Source organism: Pandoraea sp. CB10b_02, from assembly GCF_002216225.1.
Classification (GTDB): Bacteria; Pseudomonadota; Gammaproteobacteria; order Burkholderiales; family Burkholderiaceae; genus Pandoraea; species Pandoraea nosoerga.
Map to the genome: position 1 here is coordinate 58,817 of NZ_NJGW02000012.1, position 14,285 is coordinate 73,101.

Annotated in this window: 11 protein-coding genes; 9 read left to right on the forward strand and 2 right to left on the reverse strand. The window is 66.9% G+C overall.

Annotated elements, in window-relative coordinates:
* Nucleotides 1–90 precede the first annotated feature (90 nt).
* From CDN36_RS14265 to CDN36_RS14280, 4 genes are all read left to right on the forward strand, one after another.
* Entirely contained in the window at nucleotides 91–1,284 is a 1,194-nt protein-coding gene (locus CDN36_RS14265) for an amidohydrolase family protein (protein ID WP_287497056.1), read from the forward strand.
* Nucleotides 1,281–2,564 (forward strand): MFS transporter, encoded by a 1,284-nt coding sequence (locus tag CDN36_RS14270; RefSeq protein WP_287497057.1) that lies wholly within the window; start codon nucleotides 1,281–1,283, stop codon nucleotides 2,562–2,564. Before CDN36_RS14265 ends, CDN36_RS14270 begins: the two co-directional genes overlap by 4 nt.
* A gap of 488 nt (nucleotides 2,565–3,052) precedes the next feature.
* Complete coding sequence (locus tag CDN36_RS14275; protein ID WP_287497058.1) at nucleotides 3,053–3,817, forward strand: alpha/beta hydrolase family protein; 765 nt, start codon at nucleotides 3,053–3,055, stop codon at nucleotides 3,815–3,817.
* Nucleotides 3,818–3,822: 5 nt separating this feature from the next.
* Nucleotides 3,823–5,340 (forward strand): MATE family efflux transporter, encoded by a 1,518-nt coding sequence (locus tag CDN36_RS14280; protein ID WP_287497059.1) that lies wholly within the window; start codon nucleotides 3,823–3,825, stop codon nucleotides 5,338–5,340.
* A 51-nt stretch (nucleotides 5,341–5,391) separates the two neighbouring features.
* On the opposite strand, the gene CDN36_RS14285 is transcribed toward CDN36_RS14280, so the two are convergent.
* On the reverse strand, nucleotides 5,392–6,300 hold the full coding sequence (locus tag CDN36_RS14285; protein ID WP_287497097.1) for a LysR family transcriptional regulator: 909 nt from the start codon (nucleotides 6,298–6,300) through the stop codon (nucleotides 5,392–5,394).
* 164 nt (nucleotides 6,301–6,464) lie between these two features.
* Here CDN36_RS14285 and CDN36_RS14290 point away from each other — a divergent pair, with 164 nt between their 5' ends.
* The 3 genes from CDN36_RS14290 (at nucleotide 6,465) to mdoH (ending at nucleotide 11,733) form a co-directional block, all read left to right on the forward strand.
* Nucleotides 6,465–7,127 carry a LysE family translocator gene (locus CDN36_RS14290; RefSeq protein ID WP_287497060.1) on the forward strand — a complete coding sequence of 221 codons (663 nt, stop codon included), beginning with the start codon at nucleotides 6,465–6,467 and terminating at the stop codon, nucleotides 7,125–7,127.
* Nucleotides 7,128–7,576: 449 nt separating this feature from the next.
* The gene (locus CDN36_RS14295) at nucleotides 7,577–9,100 is read left to right on the forward strand and encodes a glucan biosynthesis protein G (RefSeq protein WP_150554612.1); all 1,524 of its coding nucleotides are present in this window, start codon (nucleotides 7,577–7,579) and stop codon (nucleotides 9,098–9,100) included.
* A gap of 194 nt (nucleotides 9,101–9,294) precedes the next feature.
* A complete protein-coding gene (mdoH, locus tag CDN36_RS14300) occupies nucleotides 9,295–11,733 on the forward strand; it encodes a glucans biosynthesis glucosyltransferase MdoH (RefSeq protein ID WP_287497098.1) in 2,439 nt (812 codons plus the stop codon).
* A gap of 90 nt (nucleotides 11,734–11,823) precedes the next feature.
* On the opposite strand, the gene CDN36_RS14305 is transcribed toward mdoH, so the two are convergent.
* Nucleotides 11,824–12,657 (reverse strand): peptidoglycan DD-metalloendopeptidase family protein, encoded by an 834-nt coding sequence (locus tag CDN36_RS14305; protein ID WP_287497061.1) that lies wholly within the window; start codon nucleotides 12,655–12,657, stop codon nucleotides 11,824–11,826.
* 474 nt (nucleotides 12,658–13,131) lie between these two features.
* On the opposite strand from CDN36_RS14305, the gene CDN36_RS14310 reads away from it, so the two are divergent.
* A complete protein-coding gene (locus CDN36_RS14310) occupies nucleotides 13,132–13,335 on the forward strand; it encodes a cold-shock protein (protein ID WP_023594378.1) in 204 nt (67 codons plus the stop codon).
* A 214-nt stretch (nucleotides 13,336–13,549) separates the two neighbouring features.
* Nucleotides 13,550–14,188 (forward strand): LysE family translocator, encoded by a 639-nt coding sequence (locus tag CDN36_RS14315; protein ID WP_287497062.1) that lies wholly within the window; start codon nucleotides 13,550–13,552, stop codon nucleotides 14,186–14,188.
* The last annotated feature ends 97 nt before the right edge of the window (nucleotides 14,189–14,285 follow it).

The following is a 14,285-nucleotide window of genomic DNA, read 5'->3' on the forward strand; positions in this document are numbered from 1 at the left end:
GCTTGACCGGCATGGCAGCTCGTCGCGCGCCCGTGCGGCGTTCTGCCTTTTCCGTTGCATTCATCGCTGCACATTGAAATTGAGGAACGCATGACAACACTGGACATTCGCAATGCACGCGCGCTCGACGGCACGCCGGTGGACGTGCGCGTCGCGCAGGGGCGCATCGTCGCGCTGGGCGCCTCGCTGCCCGCGACGAAGGACGCCGCGGCTAGGCGGATCGACGCGCGCGGCGCGCTGCTGCTGCCGGGTCTCGTGGAGTCGCACACCCATTTGGACAAGACGGTGTGGGGCATGCCGTGGTACGTGAACGCGTGCGGCACGCGGCTCGTCGATCGCATCGACAACGAGCGCCAGTGGCGCGCGCAAAGCGGACACGATGCCGGTGCGGCGTCGCTCGCGCTGGCGCGCGCGTTCCTCGCCGCGGGCACCACGCGCTTGCGCACGCACGTCGATATCGACACCGACGCCGGCCTGCGCCATCTCGATGGGGTGCTCGCCACGCGCGACACGCTGGCCGATACGCTCGACATGCAGATCGTGGCGTTCCCGCAATCGGGCGTGCTCGACCGCGCCGGCACCCTCGAGCTGCTCGACGCGGCGCTCTCCCGCGGCGCCGACGTGCTCGGCTGGCTCGATCCGTGCGCGATCGACCGTGACCCGAAGGCGTCGCTCGATGCGATGTTCGCGCTCGCCGACAAGCATGGTTGCCCGGTCGACATCCATCTGCACGAGCCGGGCGAGATGGGCGTGTTCACGTTCGAGCTCATGCTCGAGCGCATTGCGGCGCTGGGCATGCAGGGCAAGGTCGTGGTGTCGCATGCGTTCTGTCTGGGCGAGCTCGATGCGGCGCGCGCGCAGGCCCTGCTCGCGCGTCTTGCGCAGGCGGGCGTGGCGCTCGTCACCACGGCGCCGCCGTCGCGCACGGTGCCGCCGCTGCTGGCATGCCGGCGTGCGGGCGTGGCGCTCGCCGGCGGCAACGACGGCATTCGCGATACGTGGACGCCTTACGGCTCGCCCGACATGCTCGAGCGCGCCATGATGATCGGACTGCGCTACAACCTGCGCCGCGACGACGAACTCGAGCAGATCGCGCTCGATTGCGTGACGCACCAGGGCGCGGCGGTCTGCGGTTTCGAGCACTACGGCCTGCAAGTCGGAGCGCGCGCCGACCTCGTGCTCGTGGACGCCGTCAATGCCGCGCAGGCTGTCGTGACGCGCGCGCCGCGGCGCTGGGTGGTGGCCAATGGTCGCGTCGTGGTGAGCGAGGGTGTGCCGGCATGACGCTCTGGCTGGCCATCGTTGCGGTCGGGCTGACGCTCCGGCCCACGCTCACGTCCGTCAGCCCGCTGCTGCCGCAGATCCGCGAGGCGACCGGGATGACATATCCCGTGGCGGCGTTGCTGACGTCGCTGCCCGTGCTGGCCATGGGGGCGGGGGCGTTCGCCGCGAGCGGGCTCACTCGCCGGTTCGGCGAGCGCCGCGGCGTGCTGCTGGGCCTCGCGGCGCTGGCGTTGGCGTGCGGCCTGCGCTTCGTCGCCGACGACACCGCGACGATGATCGGCACCGCGCTGGCTTCCGGTGTCGGCATCGCGATCATCCAGGCGTTGCTGCCGGGTGTGGTGAAAGCGAACTTCAGCGCGGCGCGCATGACATCGATGATGGGGCTGTACTCGGCGGCGCTGATGGGCGGCGGAGGACTCGGCGCCGCGGTGAGTCCCTGGGTCGCCGCGCGGACGGACGACTGGCGCGCCGGGCTGGGCGTGTGGCTCGCGGTGGTAGGCGCGGCCGCGCTGGCGTGGTGGCGTGCGCCGCTCTCGCCGCTCCGGTCGCTCTCGCCGATGGCGGCGCCGCCGCGCGCACCGACGCCTTCCACGGCGGAGGATCTGCGCGCCGCCTGCCGCGATGCGAGCGAGCGCACCGAGGGCGGTGCGCCATCGATGCTCGCGTTGCTGCGCAAGCACCGGGCATGGACGCTCGCGGTGTATTTCGGGCTCATCAACTGCACATACACGACGATGGTCGCGTGGCTGCCGCCGTTCTATCAGCAGCGCGGCATGAGCGCAACGCACAGCGGTGCGTTGCTCGCGTGGCTCACGGCATGTCAGGTCGTCGCGGCGCTGCTGCTGCCGTGGCTGGCGCGGCGCAATGTCGACCGCCGCCGTTGGCTGACGCTCGCGCTCGCCGCGACACTGGCCGGCGTGGTCGGCCTCGTGGTCGCGCCGCAGGCGGCCGCGTGGTGGTGGATCGGCGGCATCGGCTTCGGACTGGGCGGCACGTTCTCGCTGGGACTGGTGCTGGCGCTCGACCATCATGCGCAACCGCGTCACGCGGCGGCGCTGGCGGCCTTCATGCAGGGCGTGGGCTTTTGCATTGCGGCCGTGGCGCCGTTCGCGGCCGGCGCGGCGCGAGCGGCGACGGGCAGTTTTCTGCCGGCATGGATCGGGCTGATCGTGCTCAACGTGGCGCTGCTCGTGCTGACCTGGCGCTTCGATCCGGCGGGATATGCGTCGGCGCTCGGACTGTCGCGCGACACACGCGGTGCGCGTCCTCGGCGCGCCTGACGTGTGCGCGGCCCGTGGCGCGCGTTGCGCCCGCGAGACAGGTGTCGTCGATGCAAAAATCATGCGAGTTCCTTCGCAATCCGCGCTAAGATGATCCATCGTGTGATGTCGCAGCGGGACTTCGGCGCGAGACCGGTCCCTGGCCGTCAGGCCGACTTGGCTGCAGGCCGCCAGATACCAAGGGAGAACGGATGCTCGGACTGTCGCGCAGGGCCGTGGGACGATCGATCGGGACGAAGCTCGTCGCGCTCGGCGCCTGCAGCCCCGGCGCGATCAGGCTCGCCTGCCTCGCGGCACTGATCCTCCTGACGCCGCCCGCCTCGGCTGCCGACACAGCCTTGCCCGGTACGCCCGCGCGGAATCCGGCGGCCGCCGCACCTTCCCGTTCCACGCCTTCCGCACCTTCCGCGCCTTCCGGGGCATCGGCTGCACCGGCCATCTCCTCACCCAACGCTTCGCCGCGACCGCCAACCGGCGCCGATCAACGTGTGCTGCGCAGCGACGGCGGCTACGTCAATCTCCATGTTTTTCGGCCGCCGTCGGCCTGCCATGGCGTGGCGGTGCTCAGCCCCGGCGCGGGCGACGACCGCGACGCGCTCGCGTGGCTGGGCCGCGCGCTCTCGCAATACGGTTGGCTGACCGTGACGATGGCGCACAAGGAAAGCGGCCGTGACTCGTTACGCGACCGTGTGCGCAACGGCGGGCTGCGCGATGGTTTGCTGGCACTCACTACGGACCCCGAAGCGTATGACGAGCGGCTGGAAGACACGGGCGCTGCGCTGCGCTGGGCGCGAACGCAGTGCCGTTCGGGACCGGCGGTCTTCGCCGGTCATTCGATGGGGGCGGCGACGGTCATGATCGAGGCGGGCGCGAAGAACAAGCTCGGGCTCGACAGCGACGATCGCTTCGACGGCTATATCGCGTTCTCGCCCCAGGGTCCGGGCCCGGTCTTTCCGTCCGGGGCGTGGCACGGCATTCAAAAACCCGTGCTGCTCGTGACCGGCACGCGCGACGCGCCGCTCGATGGCAAATGGCAGACGCGCACCGTCCCATACGCCGATCTGCCGGCCGGTTGCCACTGGCTCGCGGTGGTCGATGGCGCGACACACTTCAATTTCGCCGGCTTCGGTTACGGGCATGGCGACGTCGAAGCCAAGGTACTGCCGCTGATCCAGCACTTTGTCGAGAACGTGCGCGGCCATCGATGCAGCGTGCCCACGCCCGCGCCCGGCGTGAAGCTCGACGCGAAGTAGCGGCCATGGCGCAAAGGGATCTCACGCGCGGCCCGATCGGCAGGACCCTGTTCTGGTTCTCGCTGCCCGTGCTCGGCAGCAACGTGCTGCAGTCGCTCAATGCCTCGATCAACGCCATGTGGATCGGCCACTTCCTCGGTGAGTCGGCGCTGACTGCGGCGTCGAACGCCAACATCCTGCTGTTCTTCCTGCTGGGCGTGGTCTTCGGCATCAGCATGGCCAACACCATCCTCATCGGCCAGTCCATCGGCGCGAAGAACCACGTGCTCACGCAGCGCATCGTCGGCACGAGCGCCTCGTTCTTCGTGCTGATGTCGCTGGCGGTGGCCGTATTCGGCTATGTCTTCACGCCGGAGCTGCTCGATGCGCTCGGCACCCCGGGCGATGCGCGCGCGTTCGCCGTCTCGTACCTGCGCATCATCTTCGTGGCCTTGCCGGTGATGTACTTCTACAACTTCGTGATGATGGCGTTGCGCGGGGCGGGCGACGCGCGCACGCCGTTTCGCTTCATGCTGCTCTCGGTGGGCCTCGACATCGCGCTCAACCCGCTCTTCATCTTCGGGTGGGGACCGGTGCCCCCATTCGGCATTGCGGGCTCGGCGGGCGCCACGCTCATCGCGCAGACGCTGAGCCTCGCCGCGCTGATGTATACCCTTTACCGGCGGCGCGATCCGCTGTGGTTGCAGCGCAAGGACTGGCGCTATCTGCGCATCGACGCCGGGCTGTTGCGGCTCATCGTGGTGAAGGGCCTGCCGATGGGCTTGCAGATGGTGGTGATCTCGTCGTCTGCGATGGTGATGATGGGCTTCGTCAACGGCTACGGGTCGCAGACGACGGCCGCCTACGGGGTGGCGTCGCAGTTGTGGACTTACGTGCAGATGCCGGCGCTGGCCATCGGCGCGGGCGTGTCGTCGATGACGGCACAGAACGTGGGGGCGGGACTGTGGGAGCGCGTCTCACGGATCGGACGCGTGGGCGTGGGGCTGAACTTCGTCATGACCGGTGTGCTCGTCGCGGCGATTCTGCTCTTCAACCGGCAGTTCATGAATGCGTTTCTGCCCGGCGACGGCTTTGCCATCTCGCAGGCGCAACACATCAACACCGTGGTGGCGTGGTCATTTGTGCTGTTCGGCGTGACCATCGTGCTCTTTGGCGTGGTGCGCGCGACGGGCGCGGTCACGGCGCCGCTCGTGATCCTGTTCGTGTCGCAATGGGTGATCCGGCTGCCGTTCGCGTGGCAAATGCAAAAAACGTGGGGCGCCGAGGCGATCTGGTGGAGCTTCCCGCTTGGCTTCGCCGTGTCGCTCGTGATGGCGCTCGCGTACTACCGCTGGGGTAAATGGCGCGGCGTGCGAATGCTCTCGGCAGGTGGCCGACCGCCTGTGGCGCCGGTCGAGGATGCCGCCAGCGCACCTGCCGGCCCGCCGCCCGCGCCATTGCCGCCGGAAGCGGGGGCAACGGGGACAACGGCGACAACGGCGGCGGCGCCCGCCAAAAACGAAAATCCCGAAGAACGGCGGTAAGGCGTCAGGTGTAGGCGGCGCCATCTCTCTTCATTCGCCGCACGTGGCGGGTCATTGTGGGGCGTGCGTCCCGATCCAGGGGCGTGCCGACGCCGCCAGCGAAATCCTCAGCCAGTTCAGCAGCGCCTCGCGGGCCGGATGCCGGTCGAACGGTTCGCGCGCGAGTGCGACGTATGCGGAGCCGTCGCGCACGAAGCCGTGGGGAGCGGTGAGGCGCCCGGCGCTCAGTTCGTCGCCGACCATGTACACCGATCCGATGGCGGCGCCCAGTCCGGCGCCGGCGGCTTGCAGGCTCAGATAGAAGTGCTCGAACGGGGGCGGCGCTGCACCCGCGTCGAAGCGGGGCAGTGTGTGAGGCGAAGCGCCGGCGCGTTGCATGGCGCGTTGCCAGTCCTGCCACGCGTGAGGCCGGGTTCGCGTGTGGAGTTGCGCGCGGCCGAATGTCGCGGGCAGCCCGACCGGGCCGATCCATTCGTCCGCGAGGGTTTCGGCGACCAGCGAGTGACCCCAGAAGAAGTCGTTGCGGCGGATGGCGACGTCGACGCCTGCACTCGCCAGATCGAGCGGGCCGCCGGCCGAGTGCAGGTGAAGGGCGATATCGGGATGAGCGTCGGCGAAAGCGGCGAGGCGGGGGATGAGCCAGCGCATGGCAAGGGTGGGCTCGCACGAAACGACGAGCGGCTGGGTCCGCCGGGCGGGTTGGAGGCTGGCGAGCGTCGAGTCGAGCTGTTCGAAGATTTGCCGCGTGGTGGCGTGGAGGCGTTCGCCGGCGGGCGTGAGGAAGACCGCGCGGTTGCGGCGCTCGAAGAGGGGAAGGCCGACGGCAAGTTCGAGCGAGCGGATCTGGCGGCTGACCGCGCCGTGGGTGACGAACAGGCGGTCGGCGGCTCGGGCGAAGCTGAGTTCGCTGGCGGCGACATTGAACACATGGAGCGCGTTGAGGGGGAGTGGGCGGTTCATGCGTGAGAAATTATCACGGATTCCCTTGCGAAAAGATCGTTTTGGCCGCGGGGCGCGCCGATGGAAAATACGCAACCGGGCGGACGGAAAATGAAAAGCGCAAGTGGGATGGCGTGAAAGCGGGAAAGGCCGCCGCGCCTTCCCGGACAAGGTGAGAAAAACTCATGCAAGAGCTATTGGCGGTAATGACGATCACGATATTGGCGGTGATCAGCCCGGGACCCGATTTCGCGATGGTGACGCGTTCGAGTTGGCGGCACGGACGTCGTGCGGGTTTGTGGGCGGCCTTGGGTATTGCGGCGGGGGTGCAGGTGCACGTCTTCTACACGTTGGTGGGTGTGGGGCTGCTGATTGCCGAAGTGCCATGGTTGTTCACGGCGATCCAATGGGTGGGGGCGGGATACCTCGTGTACATCGGCTGGCGGACGTGGCACGACCGTTCGTCGGTGCTGGACGTGACCGAGGAGGACGCCGGAGCGCAGGGCGGCGCTGCAGGCGCTGCAGGCGCTGCAGGCGCGGTTTGCCGGGGCGAGGCGAAGGGGGCATTTCGCGCCGGATTCCTTACCAACGCCTTGAACCCGAAGACCACCTTGTTCGTGGTGAGCACGTTCACCCAAGTCGTGCACGCGGGCACGGGTTGGCAACTGGGCGCCGCCTACGGCGCGTTCATGTCGTTCGCGCATTGGGCCTGGTTCAGCCTCGTGGCGCTCGGGTTTTCGGCGGGCTGGTTGCGTGCCGCGATGTTGCGTCGGCAGCGTCTGGTGAGGCGCGCCATCGGCGGGGCGTTGATGGGGCTCGGGGCAATGTTGGCGCTGGCAAATCGGTGAGGCGCGAAGCGCTGCGTCGATCGGCACGGACTCTCGTCCCATGTGGGGCTCGCCGGACGCGAATGTCGTTCGAACAAGGCGAGTGTCTGACGCCGGAATGACACAACCTGGAAGATAAAGCCGGGGCAAGCCTGCAAAAGCCATCCTTAAAAGCCATCCTTTTTTCGCCGTTTCCGCTCGTTTTTTCCCTCGTTTTTTCCCCCGTTTCTCCCCTCGTTTTGCCCCTTGGTCACAAATCGTCACAAATTTGTGACGCGCCGCAGGCGGCGTCGGGCCGGCGGATTGGGTTAATGTGAGCGCTTGCTTCGAAGGTTTTGCCGATGCATCTTTAGTCAATCAGGGAATGAACGGGTAAAATTGCGCGTTCGGCGCACGCTGGCTACGGTCAGCACGCGCGTTACACGCCATTCCCTTTGCCGATGGAATTCCTGCTCAACGCGGTTTCTCGCATGACTTCCCACCGTGCCCTGCACCTGGCGCTCGCCGGTGTGCTCAGCGCCTGCGCGCTCGTCAGCGGCGCCGCGCATGCTTTCTCGTTCGACGACGTGGCCAAACAGGCGCGCACGCTCGCCAACAATCGCTACAAACCCAAGGATCCGAATCTTCCCAAGGACCTGCAGAATCTCTCCTACGACCGCTACCGCAACATCCGCTTCAAGCCGGAGCGGGCCCTGTGGCGCGCGCAGAAGCTGCCGTTCGAGCTGATGTTCTTCCACGAGGGCTCGTATTACGACCGTCCCGTCAAAATCAACGAACTCGTGGGCAACACCGCGCGTGAAGTGCGCTACAGCCCCGACATGTTCGACTTCGGCGCGCTCAAGGTCGACCAGAAGCAACTGCGCGGGCTCGGCTTCGCCGGCTTTCGCATCCACTTTCCGGTCAACACGCCGAAGTACAAGGACGAAGTGATGGTCTTTCTGGGCGCGAGCTACTTCCGGGCGCTCGGCAAGAACCAGACCTATGGGCTGTCCGCGCGCGGGCTCGCGCTGGACACCGCGCTGAACTCGGGCGAGGAGTTTCCGCGTTTCACCGAGTTCTGGATCCAGCGTCCGGCGCCCGGTGCGAAGGAACTGACCATCTACGCGCTGCTCGATTCGCCGCGCGCGACCGGCGCGTATCGCTTCACGTTGCGACCCGGCGTCGACACCACCGTGGACGTGAAGGCCGAACTGTTCCTGCGCGAGAACGTTACCAAGCTCGGGCTCGCACCGCTCACCAGCATGTTCTTCTTCGGCGAGAACCAGCCGCCCGCGGTGCCCGACTATCGCCCTGAAGTCCACGACTCGGACGGCCTGTCGATCCAGTCGGGGACCGGCGAATGGATCTGGCGTCCGCTCGTCAATCCGAAGCGTTTGCTCGTGTCGTCGTTCGCGTTGTCGAATCCGAGCGGTTTCGGTCTGGTCCAGCGCGATCGCGATTTCACCGATTACCAGGACCTCGACGACCACTACGAACTGCGCCCGAGCGCCTGGGTCGAGCCCAAGGGCAAGTGGGGACAGGGCCGCGTGGAGCTGGTGCAGATCCCGACCCCGGACGAAACGAACGACAATATCGTCGCGTACTGGGTGCCGGATTCGCCGCCCAAACCCAAGCAGCCGTACTCGCTCGAGTACAAGCTGTCCTGGCAGAAAGACAACGACAAGCGCCCTCCCACGGCGTGGGTGACGCAAAGCCGTCGAGGACACGGCTACCGGGGGAAACCAGACGACAGTCTGCTGTTTGCACTCGATTTCGAGGGCCCGGCGCTCAAGAAACTGCCGGACGATGCCAAGGTCGAAGGCAATGTATCCATCGACGGCAACGGCAAGATCCTGGAAGTGCAGACGCAGCGCAATGACGTCACGGGAGGCTATCGCGTCATGCTTCGCATGCGCCGCCTCGATTCCGAGAAACCCGTCGAAATGCGCGCCTACCTGCGCAACGGCAGCAATACCCTATCCGAAACGTGGAGCTACCTGTTACCCCCCGAGTGAGCGAGCGCTCCGATATTCCGGTCGACGAGTTGTATGTCGACCGGTTGCCCCTGCCCGCAGAGACACGCCATGCGCTGCTCGCGCAAGCGAAGCGCGACGGCGGGGATACGCTGGACGTGCTCACGCGCCTTCAGCGCCTGCTTGCCGCGCGCGTGACGAACGACGGTACGGGCGAGGGCGCGCGCGCGTCCCAGATGCCCGAGATGCCCGAGGCGCCCGAGGCGCCCGAGCCCGTCGCCGGCGTGACCGTGTCGGACGCCGCAGCCGCGGCGCCCGTGGCCACCGTGGCATGGCATACGCATGACGCCGCCGAAATCGAATCCGACAGCGACGCCGTGCTCGCCTCGCAGCCTGCGCGCCTCGCCCTGACCGAGGGCGGTTCCCTGGCCGAGGCCGCAGGCCTCACCGAAGTGCGCGGCGTGCAGACCTTGCGCATCGCGCCGCCGGTACGCCGCACGTCGCTCCTTCCCCGGCCCTGGTCGCTCAACCCGCTCGCGCGCCTGTGGCGCAAGCTGACCGGCCGCGCCGATCCCGATCCGCTCGTGCGCGACGCGCCCGACCCCAGGGGGCAGTGGTCGCAGGCGGGGCGCCGCCGTCGCTGGATGCTGCTCGCGCTGATGATCGCGCAGACGGCGCTGGCCACGCACTTCATGGCCTCCGTGCTGCCGTATCACGGCGCCGATCCGCTCGAATTCGCCGTGCTGGTGCTCTTCGTGCTGCTCTTCGGTTGGGTATCCGCGGGTTTCTGGACCGCCATCTTCGGCTTTTTCGTTCTGCTGTTCGGCGGCGAGCGCCACATGATCTCCAAGATGGCGGCCGGCGATGCACCGATCGAGCCCGAGGCGCGCACGGCCATCGTCATGCCGATCTGCAACGAGGACGTCGGCCGCGTCTTCGCCGGGCTGCGCGCGACCTACGAGTCGCTCGCCAAGACCGACTCGCTCGAGCGCTTCGACTTCTTCATCCTGTCCGACTCCAACGAGGCCGATCACTGCACGGCCGAAGTCGACGCCTGGCAGGCGCTGTGCCGTGAGGTCGGCGGCTTCGGGCGCATTTTTTATCGGCGCCGCAAGCGCCGCGTCAAGCGCAAGAGCGGCAACCTCGACGACTTCTGTCGCCGCTGGGGCAGCGAATACCGCTACATGATCGTGCTCGATGCCGACAGCGTGATGAGCGGCGAATGCCTGACCAAGCTCGTGCGCATGATGGAAGCCCATCCGAGCGCCGGTCTCATTCAGACCGCCCCGCTCGCGGCAGGGCGCGAGACGTTCTACGCGCGCCTGCAGCAATTCGCCGGACGCGTGTACGGTCCGCTGTTCACCGCCGGCCTGCACTACTGGCAACTGGGCGAATCGCACTACTGGGGCCACAACGCGATCATCCGCATGAAGCCCTTCATGGCGCATTGCGCGCTCGCACCGCTGCCCGGCAAGGGGGCGCTCTCCGGTGCGATCCTCTCGCACGACTTCGTCGAAGCCGCACTCATGCGGCGTGCGGGCTGGGGCGTGTGGATCGCCTACGACCTGCCCGGCAGCTACGAGGAAATGCCGCCGAACCTGCTCGACGAGCTCAAGCGCGACCGCCGCTGGTGTCAGGGCAATCTGATGAACTTCCGGCTGTTCCTGGCCGAGGGCATGCACCCGGTGCATCGCGCCGTGTTCGTGACCGGGGCGATGGCTTACGTCTCCGCGCCACTGTGGTTCATCTTCCTGATCCTCTCCACGTGCCTGCTCGCCAAGCACACGCTGGTGGTGCCGGAGTACTTCACGGCGCCGCGCCAGTTGTTCCCGGTGTGGCCCGAGTGGCATCCCGAGCGGGCGTTGGCCCTGTTCTCGGCGACCGCCACGTTGCTCTTCCTGCCGAAGATCCTGGCGGTGCTGCTGATTTGGGTGAAGGGCGCGAAGCGTTTCGGCGGCTGGGTGGCCGTGACGGTGAGCATGTTCATCGAAATGGTGTTCTCCGCGCTGCTCGCGCCCGTGCGCATGCTGTTTCACACGCAATTCGTGCTGGCCGCGCTCACGGGCATCGCGATTCAGTGGAAGTCGCCGCCGCGCGAGGATGCGCAGACACACTGGGGCGAGGCGATTCGTCGCCACGGTCTGCAGACGTTGATCGGGCTCGGGTGGGGCGGCATCGTCTACTGGCTCAACCCCGACTTCATCTGGTGGCTGATGCCGATCGTCGGCTCGATGATGATTTCGATCCCGGTGTCGGTGTTCTCCAGCCGCGTGTCGCTCGGGCGCGCCCTCAAGCGCGCGCGCCTGTTCCTGATTCCCGAGGAATCATGGCCGCCCAAGGAACTGCGCATGACGGAGAAGTACACCGACGAGTCGCCCAGGCGCGTCGATTTCGTCGATGCGGTGATCGATCCGATGGCCAATGCGCTCGTCGCGGCCAGCGTGGCGCCGACGCTCGACGATGCGAAGCGCGATGCCGTGCGCGCGGGCCGCGTGGAGGCGGCCCTGCTCAGGGGGCCGGCGAAGCTGACCAACACGCAGAAATGGGAACTGCTCAACGACCCGCGGGCTCTGGCGGCGCTGCATCTGCTCGTGTGGACCGATCCGCGAGCGCATCGCGACTGGGGCGACGCGCGCTCGAACGGACTGGCGCAAGGGTATCTGGCTTCGGCCTGATCCGGGCCATCGCTGGCGGCACAACGCAAAACGGCAAGGCTTCGCGCCTTGCCGTTTTGCGTCTCGCGCGCGGTTTTCGCGCCGTCGAAATCAGCGCGACGGCAGGAAGTCGCGCGGATTGAACGGCGTGCCCTTCTGTCGCACCTCGAAGTGCAGCTTTACGGTGCCGTGCGAGTCGGTGTCGCCCATCTCGGCGATCTTCTGCCCCTTGCTCACCGTCGCGCCTTCCTTGACCAGCAGGGAGCGATTGTGAGCGTATGCGGTGAGATAGCCGTTCTCGTGTTGCACCATCACCAGATTGCCGTAGCCGCGCAGGCCACTGCCGGCGTAGACGACCTTGCCCGCCGCCGCGGCATACACCGGATCGCCCGATTTGCCGCCGATGTCGATGCCCTTGTTGCTGCTGCCGTTGAAGTTGGCGAGCACAGGGCCGTCGGCCGGCCATACCATCGGGATCTTGTTGGTGGCCACACGCGGTGCCGCTGGCGCGGGAGCGGACTTCTTCGGCGCCGGCCGGGCGCTGGGGCGCGATCGGGAGGCGCCGCCCGACGGGCTCGTGCCGGACGCCGCCGCCGGCGCGCTCGCGGAACCCGGAGGCGGCACTACGCGCAGCACCTGACCGACTTCGATCTTGTCGGGGTCGGTCAGACCGTTCCAGCGCACCAGGTCGGCCGTGGTCGTGTTGTTGGCGCGGGCGATGCCATAGAGCGTGTCGCCGGACTGGACACGGTAGCTGCCGGCCGGCACCGGGCCGTAGGCGGGCGAGCCGGCGCACGCCGCCAGTGTGGCGCAGACGGCAAACGTGAGCGAATACGTCCGCCAGCGCGAGAGCCAGCGGGCGACGGATCGCCGGGCGCCATGCGCGCCGGCGCGTGCATGAGCGTGAAGGTAAGGACAGGCGGGGTGCGACGCGGCAGGTCGCATGAGGCGGTCAGGCTCCATCCGTAGGCAGGTCAGGGAGATCGAAGGCCCAGTGGCGTAGCGGCATAGCGGCTCGGAGGGGCGTGTCGGTGTCCAGAGGGGATTCCGCGCAAAACCGCTTGGGGAACCCTGAAACACGAGTCGAAGCAAGAGCCAAAACCGTAGCCAAAACGCGCAATAACGGCATGGGCGCGGGATAAAACGCCCATTGTACGGGCAGGAATTGCCGGTCGGACACATGAAGAGCGCCCGAATTCCCCGCTATTTGCGAAAATTGTTACGTATTTTGCGGCATTTTCCCTGTTGACAAGCGTCGGTGCTACACGTATAAAACCAATTGCAGATTGTCAAGCCGCGAAGTTGTTGTCCGACGTAGTTTTCCTGCTTCTCGCTGGTTTCTAGTCCTTCATTTTCCCTTGATTGTCAGCGCTGGAGGGGTCATTCCGACCCCAGGCTATTGTTTTATTAGGAAAAAACATGGAAACCGGTATTGTTAAGTGGTTCAACGACGCAAAGGGCTTCGGCTTCATCACCCCGGACGCCGGCGGTGAAGACCTGTTCGCTCACTTCTCGGAAGTGAAGGTTGACGGCTTCAAGTCGCTGCAAGAGAACCAACGCGTGTCGTTCGAGGTCAAGGTTGGCCCGAAGGGCAAGCAAGCCGCGAACATCAAGCCGCTGTAATTAGCGCTTGTCATGCCGCGCCAGCCTCCCGGCTGGCCGGCATCGCACGATGAACGGGCCCGATGGCGAAAGCCATCGGGCCCGTTTGCTTCGGGCCTCCCCCTTTCTCCGGCATTTTTGATTCGCATGAGACGTACACGAGGACGATGCCGCCGTCGCGGTTCGACGCTACAATGCCTGTTCGGATTCGCGTAGGCATTTTCTCGAGGCAATCATGAGCCTGCAAACCTGGTGGCTGTTCGTGGTCACCGTATTCTTCGTGTCGGCGACGCCCGGGCCCAACATGCTGCTCGTCATGACGCACGGCGCGCGACACGGGCTTCGCCCTGCGCTGGGCACGATGGCCGGCTGCATGACGGCGCTCATCGCCATGATGTCGATTTCGGCTGCCGGCCTCGGCGCGGTACTGAAGGCGTGGCCGATGCTGTTCGACACGCTGCGCTACATTGGCGCGGCCTATCTGGTGTACCTGGGCTACAAGAGCTGGCGCTCGCCGGTGGACACGAAGGAGGCCGCCGCGAACCTCGCCGCGCCCGCACTCGCCGCCGATTCCAGCTTCGGCAAGCTGTTCAAGTCCGGGTTTCTGGTCGCCGCCAGCAACCCGAAAGCCATCCTCTTCGCCGCCGCTTTCCTGCCGCAGTTCATCGATCCTTCGGCCGCCAAGCTGCCGCAATTCTCGATCCTGCTCGGCACGTTCGCGGTCATCGAGATGAGCTGGTACATGATCTACGCGACAGGCGGCCTGCGCATTGCGCCGTACCTGCGCGAGGCGCGCGTGCTCAAGGCGTTCAACAGGATCAGCGGCGGCGTGTTCATGGGCTTCGGCGCGTTGATGGCTGCGGTGCATCGCTGATCGGCCCGCGCCTGCGACGTCTGAAACGATAAGTCACAAGGGCGGGGCGAACGCCCGGGTGTGGCGCACGGTACGGGGAGCAGCAGGTCCGTGCGCC